The 14941-nt window shown below is 69.2% G+C and carries 15 protein-coding genes; all 15 read left to right on the top strand.

All coding sequences use genetic code 11. The features are described from left to right. The 15 genes from VG561_RS18830 (at window position 1) to VG561_RS18760 (ending at window position 14813) form a co-directional block, all read left to right on the top strand. The gene (locus tag VG561_RS18830) at window positions 1–552 is read left to right on the top strand and encodes a membrane protein (protein ID WP_046433259.1); all 552 of its coding nucleotides are present in this window, start codon (window positions 1–3) and stop codon (window positions 550–552) included. Next, on the top strand, window positions 545–2230 hold the full coding sequence (locus tag VG561_RS18825) for an AMP-binding protein (RefSeq protein ID WP_111205367.1): 1686 nt from the start codon (window positions 545–547) through the stop codon (window positions 2228–2230). Before VG561_RS18830 ends, VG561_RS18825 begins: the two co-directional genes overlap by 8 nt. Then, a complete protein-coding gene (locus VG561_RS18820) occupies window positions 2220–2990 on the top strand; it encodes a glycosyltransferase family 2 protein (RefSeq protein ID WP_014648846.1) in 771 nt (256 codons plus the stop codon). The genes VG561_RS18825 and VG561_RS18820 overlap by 11 nt, the downstream gene beginning before the upstream one ends. A 1-nt stretch (window position 2991) precedes the next feature. Further along, window positions 2992–3933, top strand: a complete 942-nt coding sequence (locus VG561_RS18815) for an acyltransferase (RefSeq protein ID WP_014648845.1) — start codon at window positions 2992–2994, stop codon at window positions 3931–3933. Next, window positions 3923–5473, top strand: a complete 1551-nt coding sequence (locus VG561_RS18810) for an HAL/PAL/TAL family ammonia-lyase (protein ID WP_142235038.1) — start codon at window positions 3923–3925, stop codon at window positions 5471–5473. Before VG561_RS18815 ends, VG561_RS18810 begins: the two co-directional genes overlap by 11 nt. After that, window positions 5460–5891: an acyl-CoA thioesterase gene (locus VG561_RS18805; protein WP_032960618.1), complete on the top strand. Its 432-nt coding sequence runs from the start codon at window positions 5460–5462 to the stop codon at window positions 5889–5891. Before VG561_RS18810 ends, VG561_RS18805 begins: the two co-directional genes overlap by 14 nt. After that, window positions 5888–6517, top strand: a complete 630-nt coding sequence (locus VG561_RS18800) for a LolA family protein (protein ID WP_041863962.1) — start codon at window positions 5888–5890, stop codon at window positions 6515–6517. Before VG561_RS18805 ends, VG561_RS18800 begins: the two co-directional genes overlap by 4 nt. Next, window positions 6510–8864 carry an MMPL family transporter gene (locus tag VG561_RS18795; RefSeq protein WP_032960614.1) on the top strand — a complete coding sequence of 785 codons (2355 nt, stop codon included), beginning with the start codon at window positions 6510–6512 and terminating at the stop codon, window positions 8862–8864. Before VG561_RS18800 ends, VG561_RS18795 begins: the two co-directional genes overlap by 8 nt. 52 nt (window positions 8865–8916) lie before the next feature. Then, window positions 8917–10167: an NAD(P)/FAD-dependent oxidoreductase gene (locus VG561_RS18790; protein WP_014648840.1), complete on the top strand. Its 1251-nt coding sequence runs from the start codon at window positions 8917–8919 to the stop codon at window positions 10165–10167. After that, window positions 10155–10712, top strand: coding sequence for a DUF3261 domain-containing protein (locus VG561_RS18785; RefSeq protein ID WP_134809430.1), 558 nt, complete (start codon window positions 10155–10157; stop codon window positions 10710–10712). The genes VG561_RS18790 and VG561_RS18785 overlap by 13 nt, the downstream gene beginning before the upstream one ends. Beyond that, the gene (locus VG561_RS18780; RefSeq protein WP_049442067.1) at window positions 10709–11893 is read left to right on the top strand and encodes a beta-ketoacyl-[acyl-carrier-protein] synthase family protein; all 1185 of its coding nucleotides are present in this window, start codon (window positions 10709–10711) and stop codon (window positions 11891–11893) included. Before VG561_RS18785 ends, VG561_RS18780 begins: the two co-directional genes overlap by 4 nt. Then, window positions 11890–12345: a dehydratase gene (locus VG561_RS18775; RefSeq protein ID WP_032960608.1), complete on the top strand. Its 456-nt coding sequence runs from the start codon at window positions 11890–11892 to the stop codon at window positions 12343–12345. The genes VG561_RS18780 and VG561_RS18775 overlap by 4 nt, the downstream gene beginning before the upstream one ends. Next, a complete protein-coding gene (locus VG561_RS18770) occupies window positions 12342–13073 on the top strand; it encodes a 3-ketoacyl-ACP reductase FabG2 (protein ID WP_032960607.1) in 732 nt (243 codons plus the stop codon). Before VG561_RS18775 ends, VG561_RS18770 begins: the two co-directional genes overlap by 4 nt. Beyond that, the gene (locus tag VG561_RS18765; protein ID WP_014648835.1) at window positions 13073–14311 is read left to right on the top strand and encodes a beta-ketoacyl-ACP synthase; all 1239 of its coding nucleotides are present in this window, start codon (window positions 13073–13075) and stop codon (window positions 14309–14311) included. Before VG561_RS18770 ends, VG561_RS18765 begins: the two co-directional genes overlap by 1 nt. Before the next feature lie 61 nt (window positions 14312–14372). Next, window positions 14373–14813, top strand: a complete 441-nt coding sequence (locus tag VG561_RS18760; RefSeq protein ID WP_032960605.1) for a hypothetical protein — start codon at window positions 14373–14375, stop codon at window positions 14811–14813. The last annotated feature ends 128 nt before the right edge of the window (window positions 14814–14941 follow it).

Below are 14941 nucleotides of genomic sequence, written 5' to 3'. Positions count from 1 at the left end.
ATGGCTCGCGCACGTACCGTCGTGGTGGCAGCGATTTCGCTTGCCTACCCGCTGCTGGTGTACCTGGCGATGGGCCGTTTCGAGCCGCGCTGGTTGTCGCTGCTGCTGTTCACCCTGGCCCTGCTGCGTGCACTGAGCACGCGACAGCCGCTGTGGTGGGCCGCCGCCGCTGGCACCGGCCTGCTGGCGGTGCTGGCCACCGTGCTCAACCAGGCCCTGCCGCTGAAGCTGTACCCGGCGCTGGTCAACGTGGTGATGCTGGCGGTGTTCGGCACCAGCCTGCGCTTCGGGCCACCGCTGGTGGAGCGCCTGGCGCGGCTGCAGGAGCCGGACCTGCCGCCGTTCGCGGTGGCCTATACCCGCCGCGTCACCCAGGTGTGGTGCGGCTTCTTCGTTCTCAACGGCAGCCTGGCCCTGCTGACCGCGCTGTACGCGTCGGACCGGGTCTGGATGCTCTACAACGGATTGTTGGCGTACGTGATGATGGGCGTGTTGTTCGCAGGGGAGTGGCTGGTGCGGCGGCAGGTGAAGGCGGCGCACGCGCATGGCTGAGTGGATTGCCCTGGACCGGCTGCTGCTGGAGGCACGGCCGCAGCGCAGCGTCGGCCTGTGCGACGGCGAGGTGATCGACCATGCCGGCTTCCGCCAGCGCGTACTGGCCTGGCGCGCCGCCTTTGCGGCCGCCGAAGGCCGCGACTGGGCCCTGTACTTCGATGATGCCGTGGCCTTTGCCGCCGCGCTGTTCGGTGCCTGGCATGCCGGCAAGCGGGTGTTCCTGGCCGCCGACAACCTGCCAGCCACGCTGCAGGCGCTGCAGCCGCAGGTGAGCGGCTTCGCAGGCGACGTGTCCGCCGACTACCGCTCGCTGGTGGCGCTGGACGCCGCGCTGGACGATGAGCTGCAGGCGCTGGACGAGCGCGCCTGCGAGCTGTGCGTGTTCACCTCCGGCAGCACCGGCCAGCCCAGTGCGATCGGCAAGCGCCTGGACCAGCTGGCGCGCGAGGTGGAGGCGCTGCAGGCCGCGTTCGGTGCGCAGATGGAGGGTGTGCAGGTCCATGGCACGGTGTCCCACCAGCACATCTACGGGCTGCTGTTCCGCGTGCTGTGGCCGCTGGCCGCCGGCCGCCTGATTCATCCGCGCCGGTTCTTCCACGAAGACCTGGTGGGTGCGCTGGCCGGTACCGATACGGTGCTGGTGGCGACGCCGGCCCACCTCAAGCGCCTGCCCGGGCAGCTCGACTGGGCCAGCCTGCATGGCCGCCTGCGCGCGGTGTTCTCCTCCGGTGGTCCGCTGCCGGAAGACGCAGCGCGGCAGGTGCGGCAGTGGCTGGGCGTGGCCCCGACCGAGGTCTATGGCAGCAGCGAGACCGGCGGCATCGCCTGGCGCCGCTGGGACATCGACCTGCCGCCGTGGCAGCCGCTGCCGGGCGTGCAGTGGCGCATCGACGATGGCTGCCTGGCGGTGGCCTCGGCGCACCTGGACACCCCCGGTTGGTGGCGCACCCAGGACCGTGTCGAAGCCCTGGCCGACGGCCGCTTCCGCCTGCTGGGCCGGGCCGACCGCATCGTCAAGATCGAGGAACGCCGGGTGTCGCTGGATGCGCTGGAACGCGCGCTGCGCGAAGACGCCGAGGTGGATGACGCGCGCGTGCTGGTGCTGCCCGGGCAGCGCGAGCAGCTGGCCGCCGTGGTGGTGCCGGCCGATCCGGCGCTGCTGGAGGGCGGCGACGCTGCGCGGCGGGCGCTGGGCCAGCGCCTTGGCGCCCGCCTGGCGCATGCGCATGATGCAGTGACCCGGCCGCGTCGCTGGCGCCTGGTGCAGGCGCTGCCGATCAATGCGCAGGGCAAGGTGACCCAGGCCGCGCTGGCGGCGCTGTTCCAGCCGTTGATGCCGGTGCCGGCGTGGGATCACCGCGATGCCGCCAGCGCCACCCTGCGCATGACCCTGGACCCGGCGCTGCGGCCGTTCCAGGGCCACTTCCCGCAGGCGGCAATCCTGCCCGGCGTGGCGCAGCTGGACTGGGCGGTGCGCTTCGCCCGCCAGGCGTTTGTGATGCGGGGCGCGTTCGTGCGCATGGATGCGGTGAAATTCCAGCACGTGGCCCGCCCCGGTGACGAGTTGACCCTGCAGCTGGACTGGGATGCCGCACGCAACGTGCTGGCCTTCCGCTACACCTCCAGCCACGGTGTGCATGCCAGCGGCAGGGTGGTTTTCGCTGATGCGGACTGACCCGGCCGTTGCCGGTGCCGCATTCGCGCCACTGGTGGTGATCCCTGTCTACGACCACGAGCACGCCATCGCGGCGGTGGTCGATGGCGTGCAGGCCGCGGGACTGCCCTGCCTGCTGGTCGACGATGGTTCGCACGATGGGTGCGCGGCGGTGCTGCGCGCTCTGGCACAGCGCCAGGGCGTCGACCTGCTGCGCCTGGACGTCAACCAGGGCAAGGGCGGGGCGATGCTGGCCGGCTTTGCCGAGGCCGGCGCGCGTGGCTACAGCCACGTGCTGCAGATCGATGCCGACGGCCAGCACGATACCACTGACCTGCCACGCTTCATCGAAGCCGCGCGCGCCCATCCCGAGGCGGTGATCTGCGGCATTCCGGCTTACGACGCCAGTGTTCCCAAGGCGCGCCTGTATGGCCGCTACGCCACCCACATCTGGGTCTGGATCAACACGCTGTCGCTGCACCTGCGCGACACCATGTGTGGCTTCCGCGTGTATCCGCTGCCGCCGGTACTGCGCCTGATCGGTGAAGAGACCATCGGCCGGCGCATGGATTTCGATACCGAAGTGATGGTGCGGCTGTACTGGCGGCAATTGCCGGTCGAGCACCTGGCCACGCGTGTGACCTATCCATCCGATGGCGTGTCGCACTTCGATGTGTGGCGCGACAACGTGCGCATCAGCCGCATGCATACCCGCCTGTTCTTCGGCATGCTCTGGCGTGCGCCGCGGCTGCTGTGGCGCCGCCTGCGGGGGCAGCGCTGAGATGGCGGCCGCGCAGGGTGCCCCGCACTGGGCCGACATCGGCGAATCGACGTCGGTGGCCGGCGTGCTGTTCCTGTGCTGGGTGCACCGCTGGTTCGGGCGCTGGCCGTTCCGCCTGTGCGTGTGGCCGGTGGTGGCCTGCCATTGGCTGGGCAACCGTATAGGGCGCCAGGCTTCGATGCAGTACCTGCAGCGGCTGCAGGCGCACAGCGGCGTGCTCGGCCGCGCGCCGACACGGCGTGACAGCCTGCGCCACTTCTTCGCCTTCGCCGATACGATGCTGGACAAGATCCTCGGCCTGGGCGGGCGCTACCCGGCCGAACGCATCCACCTGCATCGTGACCTGGTACTGCAGAAGATCGCGCGCCGCGAGGGCGGGCTGATCCTCACCGCGCACATCGGCTGCCTGGAGCTGTGCCAGGTGCTGGCCGAACAGGTGCCGGGGTTCCGCATCACCGTGCTGGTGCACACCGCGCATGCGCAGCGCTTCAACCGCCTGCTGCAGCGGCTGGACCCGCTGGCGGCGGTGGAACTGGTGCAGGTGACCGAAATGGGGCCGGCCACCGCGGTGATGCTGGCCGAGCGCGTGGCGGCGGGGGGCTTCGTTGCCATCGTCGGCGACCGCACGCCGGTACAGGGTGGCCGCAGCGTCACTGCCGATTTCCTGGGCCACCGCGCGCCGTTCCCGATCGGCGCCTATGTGCTCGCCGCGGCGCTGGGCTGCCCGGTCTACACCATGGCCTGCCTGCACGAGGGCGACGGCTATCGGGTGGCATTCGAACAGTTCGCCGAACGCATCGTGCTGCCGCGTGGCTCGCGCGACGCCGCGCTGGCCGAACAGGCACAGCGCTTCGCGCGCTGGCTGGAACTCCAGGTCATCCAGTCCCCGTTGGACTGGTTCAATTTCTTCCCCTTCTGGGATCAGGCTCCGCATGACGACTGACGCCGTACCCGTGTGCCGCTTTGGCGACGCACCGTTGACCATCGAAGACGTGGTTGCCCTGGCCCAGCGCCAGTGCGAGGCCGCACTGAGCGACGCGCCGGCGTTCCGCGCGCACATCCAGCGCGGTGCCGACTTCCTCGACCGCCTGCTGCGCGAGGACGGCGTGATCTACGGCGTGACCACCGGCTACGGCGACTCGTGCACGGTGAACATCCCGCCGGCGTTGGTGGCGGAACTGCCGCACCACCTGTACACCTACCACGGCTGCGGCCTGGGCCGTTACCTGGACCCGGTCGAGACCCGCGCGGTGCTGGCCGCGCGCCTGGCGTCGCTGGTGCGCGGCATGTCCGGCGTCAGCGTGCCGCTGCTGGAAGGCCTGGCCACGCTGCTGCAGCACGACGTGCTGCCGATGATCCCGGCCGAAGGCTCGGTCGGTGCCAGCGGCGACCTGACCCCGCTGTCGTACGTGGCGGCGGTGATGTGCGGCGAGCGCGAGGTGCTGCATGACGGCCGCGTGCAGCCGGCGGCCGAAGTGCTGGCGAAGATCGGCATGACCCCGCTGAAGCTGCGGCCGAAGGAAGGCCTGGCGATCATGAACGGCACCGCGGTGATGACCGGCCTGGCCTGCCTGGCCTGGCAGCGCGCCGATTACCTGGCGCGCATGGCCACGCGCCTGACCGCGTTCAACGTGCTGGCCAGCGACGGCAACGCGCACCACTTCGACGAAACCCTGTTCGCCGCCAAGCCGCACCCGGGCCAGGGCCGCATCGCTGCGCGCCTGCGCAGCGACCTGCATAGCGAACGCCCGCCGCGCAACGAACAGCGCCTGCAGGACCGCTATTCGCTGCGCTGCGCGCCGCACGTCATCGGCGTGCTGGAAGACAGCCTGCCGTTCCTGCGCCAGCTGATCGAAACCGAACTGAACAGTGCCAACGACAACCCGCTGATCGACGCCGACGGCGAGCGCATCCTGCATGGCGGCCACTTCTACGGCGGCCACATCGCACTGGCGATGGACACCCTGAAGAACACCGTGGCCAACGTTGCCGACCTGCTCGACCGGCAGCTGGCGCTGGTGGTGGATGCCCGCTACAACCACGGCCTGCCGGCCAACCTGTCGGCGGCCACCGGCCCGCGCGCGGCCATCAACCATGGCCTGAAGGCGCTGCAGATCAGCGTGTCGGCCTGGACTGCCGAAGCGCTGAAGCAGACCATGCCGGCCAGCGTGTTCTCGCGTTCCACCGAGTGCCACAACCAGGACAAGGTCAGCATGGGCACCATCGCCGCGCGCGACTGCCTGCGCGTGATCGAGCTGACTGAACAGGTGGTGGCCGCGATGCTGATCGCCGCCCGCCAGGGCCTGGCGTTGCGCGAACGGGTTGGCCTGAACGCGCAGCTGCATGGCAGTCTGGCCGACATGTACGCCGACCTGGGGCAGCGCATCGCCCTGGTTGAAGAAGACCGCGCGCTGGATCGCGAACTGCGGGAACTGCTGGTGGAGATCCGCGCGCAACGTTGGGAGCTGTATGCCGGTGAATGAGGCCATCGAACGGGTTGGCGAAATTGCGTTGACCCCTGCCTTCCATGACTGCGATCCGATGAACGTGGTCTGGCATGGCAACTATTTCAAGTACTTCGAGATCGCGCGCTGCGCGCTGCTCGGGCGCTACGACTACGACTACCCGCAGATGCTCGAATCGGGCTACCTGTGGCCGGTGGTCGATGCGCGGGTGAAGTACGTGCGGCCGCTGCTGTTCAACCAGGCGCTGCGCGTGGTCGCGCGCATCGTGGAATGGGAGAACCGGCTGAAGATCGAGTATGAAATCCTCGATGCGCAGAGCGGCCAGGTGCTGACCCGCGCGATGACCATCCAGGTCGCGGTGGACGCGGCCAGCAAGGAAATGCTGTACCAGTGCCCGCCGGTACTGTGGGAACGCCTGGGAGTACCTGCGCCGTGAACCCCCTTGTCCGTCTTTCGAGCGTGCTGCTGTGCGCGCTGATCTTCGTTGCCGCACCGCAGGTGCAGGCGGCCGACCCCGCCATCGATGCGATCACCCAGGCGGTGGCGCGGCCGGATGTGCTGCGTGGCCAGTTCAGCCAGGAAAAGCAGGTCAGCGGCTTCAGGAACCCGCTGCGCTCGCAGGGCCAGTTCGTGGTCGCGCGCCAGCACGGCGTGATCTGGGCCACGCTCAAGCCGTTCCCTTCCGAAGTGGTGGTCACCGCCGACCGCATCCTGAGCCGCCAGCGCGATGGCAGCACCCGTGTCGAACTCGATGCACGGCAGCAGCCGGCGATGCGTTCGGTGAACGCGATCATGTTCGCGCTGATGAGTGGCGACGTGCAGGCGCTGTCCAGCCAGTTCAACGTGGCGGCCAGCCGTGAAGGGCAGGGCTGGCGGCTGCGGCTGACGCCGAAGTCGGCGATGCTGGCCAAGGCGTTCCAGTCGCTGACCCTGCAGGGTGACCGCTACGTGCGCCAGGTCGAGATCGTCGAGGCCAACAAGGACCGCACGCAGATCCAGTTCAGTGCATTGAGCGAGGCGCCGGCCACCCTCACCGCCGACGAGGCACGCCGCTTTGAGTGAGGCCGTCGCATCGAACGCACCGGAGCGGCTGCGGCGCTGGTGGCACTGGCTGGGCATCGCCTGGCTGTTGCTGCTGCTGGTACTGGGCGCGCAGCAGTGGCACCTGTGGAGCCAGCAATCGCGGATCGACACCGACATCCTCGCGCTGCTGCCGCAGGATGCGCATGACCGCCTGTTGAGCGACGTCACCCGGCGCATCGCCGACGGCAGCTCGCGGCAGGTGGTGGTACTGCTGGGCAGCAGGGACGGCGCCGCCGCCAAGCGTGCGCAGGCGGCCTTTGCCGCGGCCATGGCCAAGGACACTGACCGAGCCCTGCTGGTGCCCAGTGGTTCGATCGAAGGCTGGTTCGATGAGGCGCGCGCGTTCTACGCGCCGTACCGCGACCGCCTGCTGACGCCGGCCCAGCGCGAGCAGCTGCAGGGCAGCGAACCGGGCGCGTTGGCCGAGCAGGCGTTGGCCGCGCTGTACGGCCCGATGGGCGCTCCGCGCCTGACCGACTGGCGGCAAGACCCGTTGTCGTTGTGGCCGCAATGGTGGCAGCAGCAGGCGCAGGGGTCGGGGTTGCGGCTGGGCGATGATGGCCTGCTCGAAGCCGAGGGCAGGCACTGGGCCGTGCTGCAGTTCGATACACCGGGTTCGGCGTTCCAGCTCGACGGTGAGCGTCATCTCGACGGCCTGCTGGAACGTGCCGGGCGGGCTGCCAGGGCGGCAGCGCCGGAGCTGGAAATCCTGCATGCCGGCGTGCCGCTGCACGCCGAGGCGGCCGCGGTGCAGGCCAACCAGGAGATCAACACGATCGGCTGGGGCTCGCTGGCCGCGGTGCTGCTGCTGGTGTGGCTGGCGTTCCGTTCGCTGCGGCCGATCCTGCTGGTCGCCGCGTCGTTGCTGATCGGTTGTGGCGTGGCGCTGGCGGTGACCGTGCTGGTGTTCGGCAAGGTGCACGTGCTCACCCTGGTGTTCGGTGCGTCGCTGGTGGGCGTGGCCGAGGATTACGGCATCCACTGGTTTGCCTCGCGCCAGGCCGAGCCGGCCGATCGCCGCTGGAAGCTGCTGCGGCACCTGTTGCCGGGCCTGTGGCTGGCCTTGCTGACCAGCGCGCTGGCCTACCTGGCCCTGGGCCTGGCCCCGTTCCCGGGCCTGCGCCAGATGGCGCTGTTCTCGGTGGTCGGCCTGGCCGCCGCCTTCCTCACGGTGATCTTCTGGTTCCCGTGGCTGGATGGCGGCGAGATCCGCCAGACCCGTTTCTCGCAGTGGCTGGGCAACACGCTGGAGCGCTTCCCGCGGTTGCATGGCCGCCGGCCGGTGACGGTGTTCGTGGTGATCACGCTGGCGCTGTCTGCCATCGGCATCGCCCGCCTGCACAGCAATGACGACCTGCGCAGCCTGCAGTCCTCACCGCCGGCACTGATGGCCCAGCAGATCCGCCTGAGCCAGCTGCTGGGCATGCCCAGCCCGGCGCAGTTCTATCTGGTGCAGGGCAGTGACGCTGCACAGCTGCTGCAGCGCGAAGAAGCACTGACCGAACGCCTGCGTGTACTGGCCAACGACAAGCGCATCGGCGGTTACCGCGCGATCAGTGACTGGCTGCCGTCGCCGGCACGCCAGCAGGCCGATGCGGCGCTGACCGCCAAGGTGGAACCGGGCGTGCTGCAGGCCGTGTCCGATGCGGTCGGAGAACCCTTGCCGCGCCCCGACTTCGCCACCACGCCGCTGACCGCGGAGGCGTTCCTGGCCTCGCCGGCCTCGCAGCCGTTCCGCCACCTGTGGGTGGGTGAGGTCGGTGGGCAGATGATCAGCGTGGTGATGGTCGATGACCTGTCGCGCGCCGATGCGCTGGCGACCCTGCGCGGGGCGGCCGAAGGCCTGCCCGGCGTGCGCTGGGTGGACCGCACCGCCGACTTCTCGCAGCTGCTGGGCCACTACCGCAAGCTGATGGGGGGGCTGCTGCTGGTCGGCATCGTGCTGGTGTTCGGCGCGCTGTGGCTGCGCTACCGCCGCCAGGCCTGGCGCGTGTTCGCGCCGACCCTGATTGCCGGTGCGTTGACCCTGGGCCTGCTGGGCCTGTTCGGCCAGCCACTGCAGCTGTTCAACGTGCTGGCACTGATGCTGCTGCTGGGCATGGGCATCGACTACGGCATCTTCCTGATCGAGCACCGCGGCGATGCCAGTGCCTGGCTGGCGGTGTGCGTGGGCGCGGCCAGCACCTGGCTGTCGTTCGGCCTGCTGGGACTGTCGCAGACCCCGGCGCTGCGCGCGTTCGGCCTGACCCTGCTGTTCGGCATCGGCCTGGTCTGGCTGATCTCGCCGCTGTTCCGGCCGCCGCCGCATGATCTGCCGCGGGCCTGAGCCTGCTTCCGACTTCCTTCTTTCCACTTGATCGAGCAACAAGGACGCACCGATGAATACTGCTGTGGATGCTGTCGAACGTACTGAAATCCTGATCATCGGTGCCGGCCCGGCCGGCTCCGTGGCTGCGGCGATGCTGCGCCAGCAGGGCCGCCAGGTGCTGATGCTGGAGCGCCAGCAGTTCCCGCGCTTCTCCATCGGCGAAAGCCTGCTGCCGCAGAGCATGGAGTACATCGAGGCCGCCGGCCTGCTGCAGGACGTGGTCGAAGCCGGCTTCCAGCACAAGAACGGCGCGGCCTTCGTGCACGGCGAAGCGCGTACCGCATTCGACTTCAGGAAGAAGTTCTCGCCGGGCTGGGGCACCACCTACCAGGTGCAGCGCGCCGACTTCGACAACGTGCTGGCGCGCGGTGCCGAGCGCATGGGGGCCACGCTGCGTTTCGGTGATGAAGTGCTGTCGGTCGAAGCCGGCGAGCAGCCGGCGGTGACGGTGCGCCGCCCGGACGGCAGCGAGTACCGCATCGAGGCCGATTTCATCCTCGACGCCTCGGGCTTCGCACGCCTGCTGCCGCGCCTGCTGCAGCTGGAATCCCCGTCCAACTTCCCGGTGCGCGGGGCGATCTTCTGCCACGTGCGCGACAACATTCCGGCCGAAGCGGACTTCGACCGCAACAAGATCCTGATCACCACCCATCCCGAGCACGTCGACGTCTGGTACTGGACAATCCCGTTCTCCAACGGCTGCTGCTCGCTGGGCGTGGTCGCCGAACCGTCGTTCTTCGAGCGCTACGAGGGCGACGACCTGCAGAAACTGCAGGCCATCGTCGGCGAGGACCCGAACCTGACCCGGCTGCTGGCCAATGCCGAATGGGCGGTGCTGCCGGTGCGCCGCATCACCGGCTACTCGGCCAATGTCAGTTCGTTGTGGGGGCCGGGCTATGCCCTGCTGGGCAATGCCGGCGAGTTCCTCGACCCGGTGTTCTCGTCCGGCGTGACCATCGCCTTCAAGTCCGCGCAGCTGGCCAGTGCATGCCTGGCGCGCCGCTATGCCGGCGAAGCCGTGGACTGGGAAGCGGAGTTCTCGGTCCCGCTGCGGGCGGGCGTGAAGACCTTCCGCCGCTTTGTCGAAAGCTGGTACGAAGGCGGTTTCCAGAAGATCATCTACCACCCGCAGCAGCAGCCCGAAGTGCGCGACATGATCAGCTCCATCCTGGCCGGTTACGCCTGGGACACCAACAACCCGTACGTGGCCGATGACAGTGGCCGCCGCATGCGCGTGCTGGAGCAGCTGTGCGGCGCCTGATCGCCCCTGCGACAGCACTGCTGCTGAGCCTGCTGCTGGTGGCCTGCGCCGGCCGCATGCCGAAGCCGTTGGTGGAACTGCCGCCGCTGCGCCTGTCGCCGGCCAGCCTGCCGGCGCCGCTGGCGTTGCAGCAGCAGTTGCATTTCCGGTTCGGCACGCATGAGCGCGACCTGGATGCACTGCTGGAAGCCGATGCGCAGCAGGTGCAGCTGGCGGTGCAGGCGATGGGCCAGACCGGCGTGCGCCTGCAGTGGGACGGCCAGCAGCTGACCCAGCAGCGCGCGCCGTGGCTGCCGCCGCAGGTGCGCGCCGAGCGCGTGCTGGATGACCTGCAGTTCGCGCTGTGGCCGACCGCAGCCATCGCGGCCGCGCTGCCAGCCGGCTGGCAGGTCCGTGACGATGGCCATCAGCGCAGCCTGTCGCGCGACGGCACGGTGTGGCTGCAGCTGCAGCGCCTGGACGATGGCAGCGTGCAGCTGGACAACCGCGCCGAAGGCTATGCGCTGCGCATCGAATCGATCGACATGGCCGGGCCGGATCGATGAGTGCACCGATCTACCTGAACGATCTGGGCGTGGTCTGCGCGCTCGGCGATGGCCGCGACGCGGTGGCTTCGGCGATGTTCGCCGGCGTGCCGGGCGGGCTCAGCGACAACGATACCCTGCTGCCGGGGCACACCCTGGCGCTGGGGCAGGTGCGTACACCGCTGCCGACGCTGGAAGAACTGCCGGCCGCCCTGCGCGGGCGCAACAACGCCCTGCTGGACGTGGCACTGGCGCAGATCGCACCGGCGGTGGCCGCCGCGATCGCCCGCCACGGCGCCGAACGCGTGGCGGTCGTGCTGGGCACCAGTACCTCGGGCATCGGTGAATCCGAGCAGGCCCTGCGCACCCATGCCGAACAGGACCAATGGCCGCCCGGGTTCGATTACGCCCAGCAGGAAATGGGTACTGCCGCGCAGTTCGTGCGCCAGCGCAGCGGCGCTCAGGGGCCGGCGTGGACCCTGTCCACCGCCTGCTCGTCCAGTGCCAAGGCACTGATGTCGGCTGCACGCATGCTGCGGGCCGGTATCGTCGACGCCGTGATCGCAGGTGGCGCGGACTCGCTGTGCCGCTTCACCGTGGCCGGCTTCAGCGCGCTGGAATCGGTGTCGGCCCTGCGCTGCAATCCATTCTCGCAGCACCGTGCCGGCATCAACATCGGCGAGGGTGCCGCGCTGTTCCTGCTCACCCGCGAACCCGGCCCGGTATGCCTGGCCGGCTGGGGCGAATCGGCCGACGCGCACCATATGTCCGCCCCCGATCCGCAGGGCCTGGGTGCCATCGATGCCCTGCAGCAGGCGCTGCAGCGCGCCGGCTGGGCGGCCGATGAAGTGGACTACGTGAACCTGCATGGCACCGCCACCGGCCACAACGATGCGATGGAAAGCCTGGCGGTGTCGCAGGTGCTGGGCAACCAGGTGCCGGCCAGTTCGACCAAGCCGCTGACCGGCCATACGCTGGGTGCTTCAGGCGCGATCGAAGCTGCACTGTGCTGGATCGTGCTGGCCGGGAACCCGCAGCAGCAGCTGCCACCGCACTGGTGGGACGGCGTGGCAGACCCCGCGCTGCCGGCACTGCCGCTGGTCGCACCGGCCACCCGCCTGGCACAGGCACCGCGGCGGGTGCTGAGCAATTCGTTCGCCTTCGGCGGCAGCAATGCCGTGCTGGCGCTGGAGCGTCGATGAACACGCTGTACGCGATCGAAGAGGTGGTGCCGCACCGCCAGGACATGTGCCTGCTGGAGCGCATCACGCACTGGGACCAGGACACCATCGAGGCCGAACTGGTGGTGCCCGACGCGGGCCTGTTCGTCGAGGAGGGCCAGGTGCCGGCGTGGGTCGGCATCGAATACATGGCGCAGGCCATCGCGGCCTGGGCCGGTTGCCGTGCGCGCGCGGCGGGCAAGCCGCCGCAGTTGGGCTTCCTGCTTGGCAGCCGCCGCTACAGCAGCCCGCGCAGCAGCTTTCCCAGCGGATCGCGGCTGCGCGTACAGGCGCGCTGCGAGCTGTTGGGTGACAATGGATTGGGGATGTTCGCCTGCCGCATCCTGGCAGGCGAGGACGAATGGGCGACAGCCAACGTGTCGGTGTTCGAACCGGCCGATGCGATGGCCTATCTGGAGAGTGGACAGGCATGACAGGGAATCGAAGCGTGCTGGTGACCGGCGCCAGCCGGGGCATCGGCCGGGCCATCGCGCTGCGCATCGCGCGTGACGGCTTCGACGTGGTGGTGCATTGCCGCAGCCGCCTGGATGAGGCACAGGCCGTGATGGCCGAGATCCACGCGTTGGGCCAGCAGGCCCGCGTACTGATGTTCGACGTGGCTGATCGCGAGGCCGCACGCGCTGTGCTGGAGGCCGATGTCGAAGCGCACGGCGCGTACTACGGCGTGGTCTGCAACGCCGGCATCGCCCGTGATGGTGCCTTCCCGGCACTGTCAGCGGAGGATTGGGACCAGGTCATCCACACCAACCTGGACGGTTTCTACAACGTACTGCATCCGCTGATCATGCCGATGGTGCGCCGGCGCAAGCCTGGCCGCATCATCACCCTGTCGTCGGTGTCCGGACTGGCCGGCAACCGCGGGCAGGTCAATTACAGCGCCGCCAAGGCCGGCATCATCGGTGCCACCAAGGCCCTGGCGCTGGAACTGGCCAGCCGCCAGATCACCGTCAACTGCGTGGCCCCGGGCCTGATCGAGACCGAAATGCTCAACGATGAAGTGGTTGAACACGCGCTCAAGCTGATTCCCGCCGGCCGCGTCGGTCGTCCCGACGAAGTGGCGGCCACGGTGGCGTTCCTGCTGTCCGAGCCGGCCGGCTACATCACCCGCCAGGTGATCTCGGTGAACGGAGGCATGATCTGATGGCCGCCGATCGTCGCGTGGTGGTCACCGGTGCCGCCGCCATCAGTCCGCTCGGCCACGACTGGCCGACCATCGAGGCACACCTGCGCAGCTGCCGCAATGCGGTGCGTGCGATGCCCGAGTGGGATGTCTATGCCGGGCTGAACACCAAGCTGGCCGCGCCGGCGCAGGATTTCGAGCTGCCGCCGAACTACAACCGCAAGACCACCCGCTCGATGGGCAAGGTCGCGATCATGTCGGTGCGCGCCACTGAGGTGGCACTGCGTGAAGCCGGCCTGCACGAGCATCCGGTGCTGCGCAGCGGCCGTACCGGCGTGGCCTACGGCTCGTCCTCGGGCAGCCACGAGGCCACCGGTGAATTCGGGCGCATGCTCAACGAGTTCACCACCGATGGCATCAGTGCCACCACCTACCTGAAGATGATGAGCCACACCGCGCCGGTCAACATCGGCGTGTTCTTCGGCCTGTCCGGGCGCGTGTACACCACCTCCAGTGCCTGCACCTCCGGCAGCCAGGGCGTGGGTGCGGCCTATGAAGCGATCCGCAGTGGCAAGCAGACGGTGATGGTGGCCGGCGGTGCCGAGCAGCTCGATGCCACCGCAGCGGCGGTGTTCGACACCCTGTTCGCCACCAGCGTGCGCAACGATGCGCCGCAGACCACCCCGCGCCCGTTCGATGCCGGCCGTGATGGCCTGGTGCTGGGCGAGGGCGCCTGCACGCTGATCCTGGAAGACCTGGAGCACGCGCAGGCGCGCGGCGCCACCATCCTTGCCGAGGTGGTCGGCTACGGCACCAACAGCGATGGCCAGCACGTCACCCAGCCCAGCGCCGACACCATGGCCCAGGCCATGCGCCTGGCGCTGGAGGATGCCGGCCTGGACGCGGCGCAGATCGACTACGTCAACGCCCACGGCACCGCCACCGACCACGGTGACATCGCCGAAACCCAGGCGACCGCGCAGGTGTTCGGCAACCGCGTGCCGATCAGCTCGCTGAAGAGCTATGTCGGCCACATGCTGGGTGCCTGTGGCGCGTTCGAGGCCTGGCTGAGCATCCAGATGATGCGCGCCGGCTGGTTCGCGCCGACCCTGAACCTGGCCGAGGTCGACCCGCGCTGTGGCCAGCTCGACTTCATCACCGGGCAGGGCCGCGAACTGCAGGCCGAGTACGTGATGAGCAACAACTTCGCCTTCGGCGGCATCAACACCTCACTGGTGTTCCGCCGCTGGAGCGAGTGATCCACCGCCCCACCGCACTGTTTCCGCCATCCACCCGCACCCCTGACAAGGAGAAGTTTCGATGCGCCGCACTCTCATGATCGCCACTGCCACCGCGCTGCTGGCCCTGACCTCCACCGCCTCTGCCCGCGATACCCGCGTCGAGCAGTCCCTGCAGGAGCTGGTCAGCTCGCAGGCTGCCAAGGACGCCGGCATCGACGGCAGCGTGCGCTTCTACCTGGCCGGCCAGCCGGTCAGCGTGCAGCAGCGCCTGGGTGAAGACGTGACCAACAAGAAGACCAACGCCGCCAACAAGAGCGATGCCGAGGCCTGCCGCTGGGTCGCGCTGTCGGCGCTGCGCGCGCTGCAGGACGGCGCCAGGTCGCGCGGCGCCAACGCCGTGGTCGACATCGTCAGCTACTACAAGAAGAACGAGTTCAAGAGCAGCACCAATTACGAGTGCTACGCCGGCACCATCCTCGCCGGTGTCGCGCTGAAGGGCACCTACGCCAAGGTCAAGTAAGCGCCCGTGTGGCGGCGGCGTTGGCTGAACGTCGCCGCCACATTGCTGAACCTCGCAAGGGAAACGCCGCCGATCGCGCCGCCATCGTCGGCTGACGGCTTTCCCCGGTGTCGGCTTTCCGACACAAT

This window comes from Stenotrophomonas sp. CASM110, assembly GCF_049384345.1.
In the GTDB taxonomy this organism is placed as follows: domain Bacteria; phylum Pseudomonadota; class Gammaproteobacteria; order Xanthomonadales; family Xanthomonadaceae; genus Stenotrophomonas; species Stenotrophomonas muris.
Note: the sequence above shows the minus strand (reverse complement) of the source record. Positions and strands in the feature narration are given on the sequence as shown.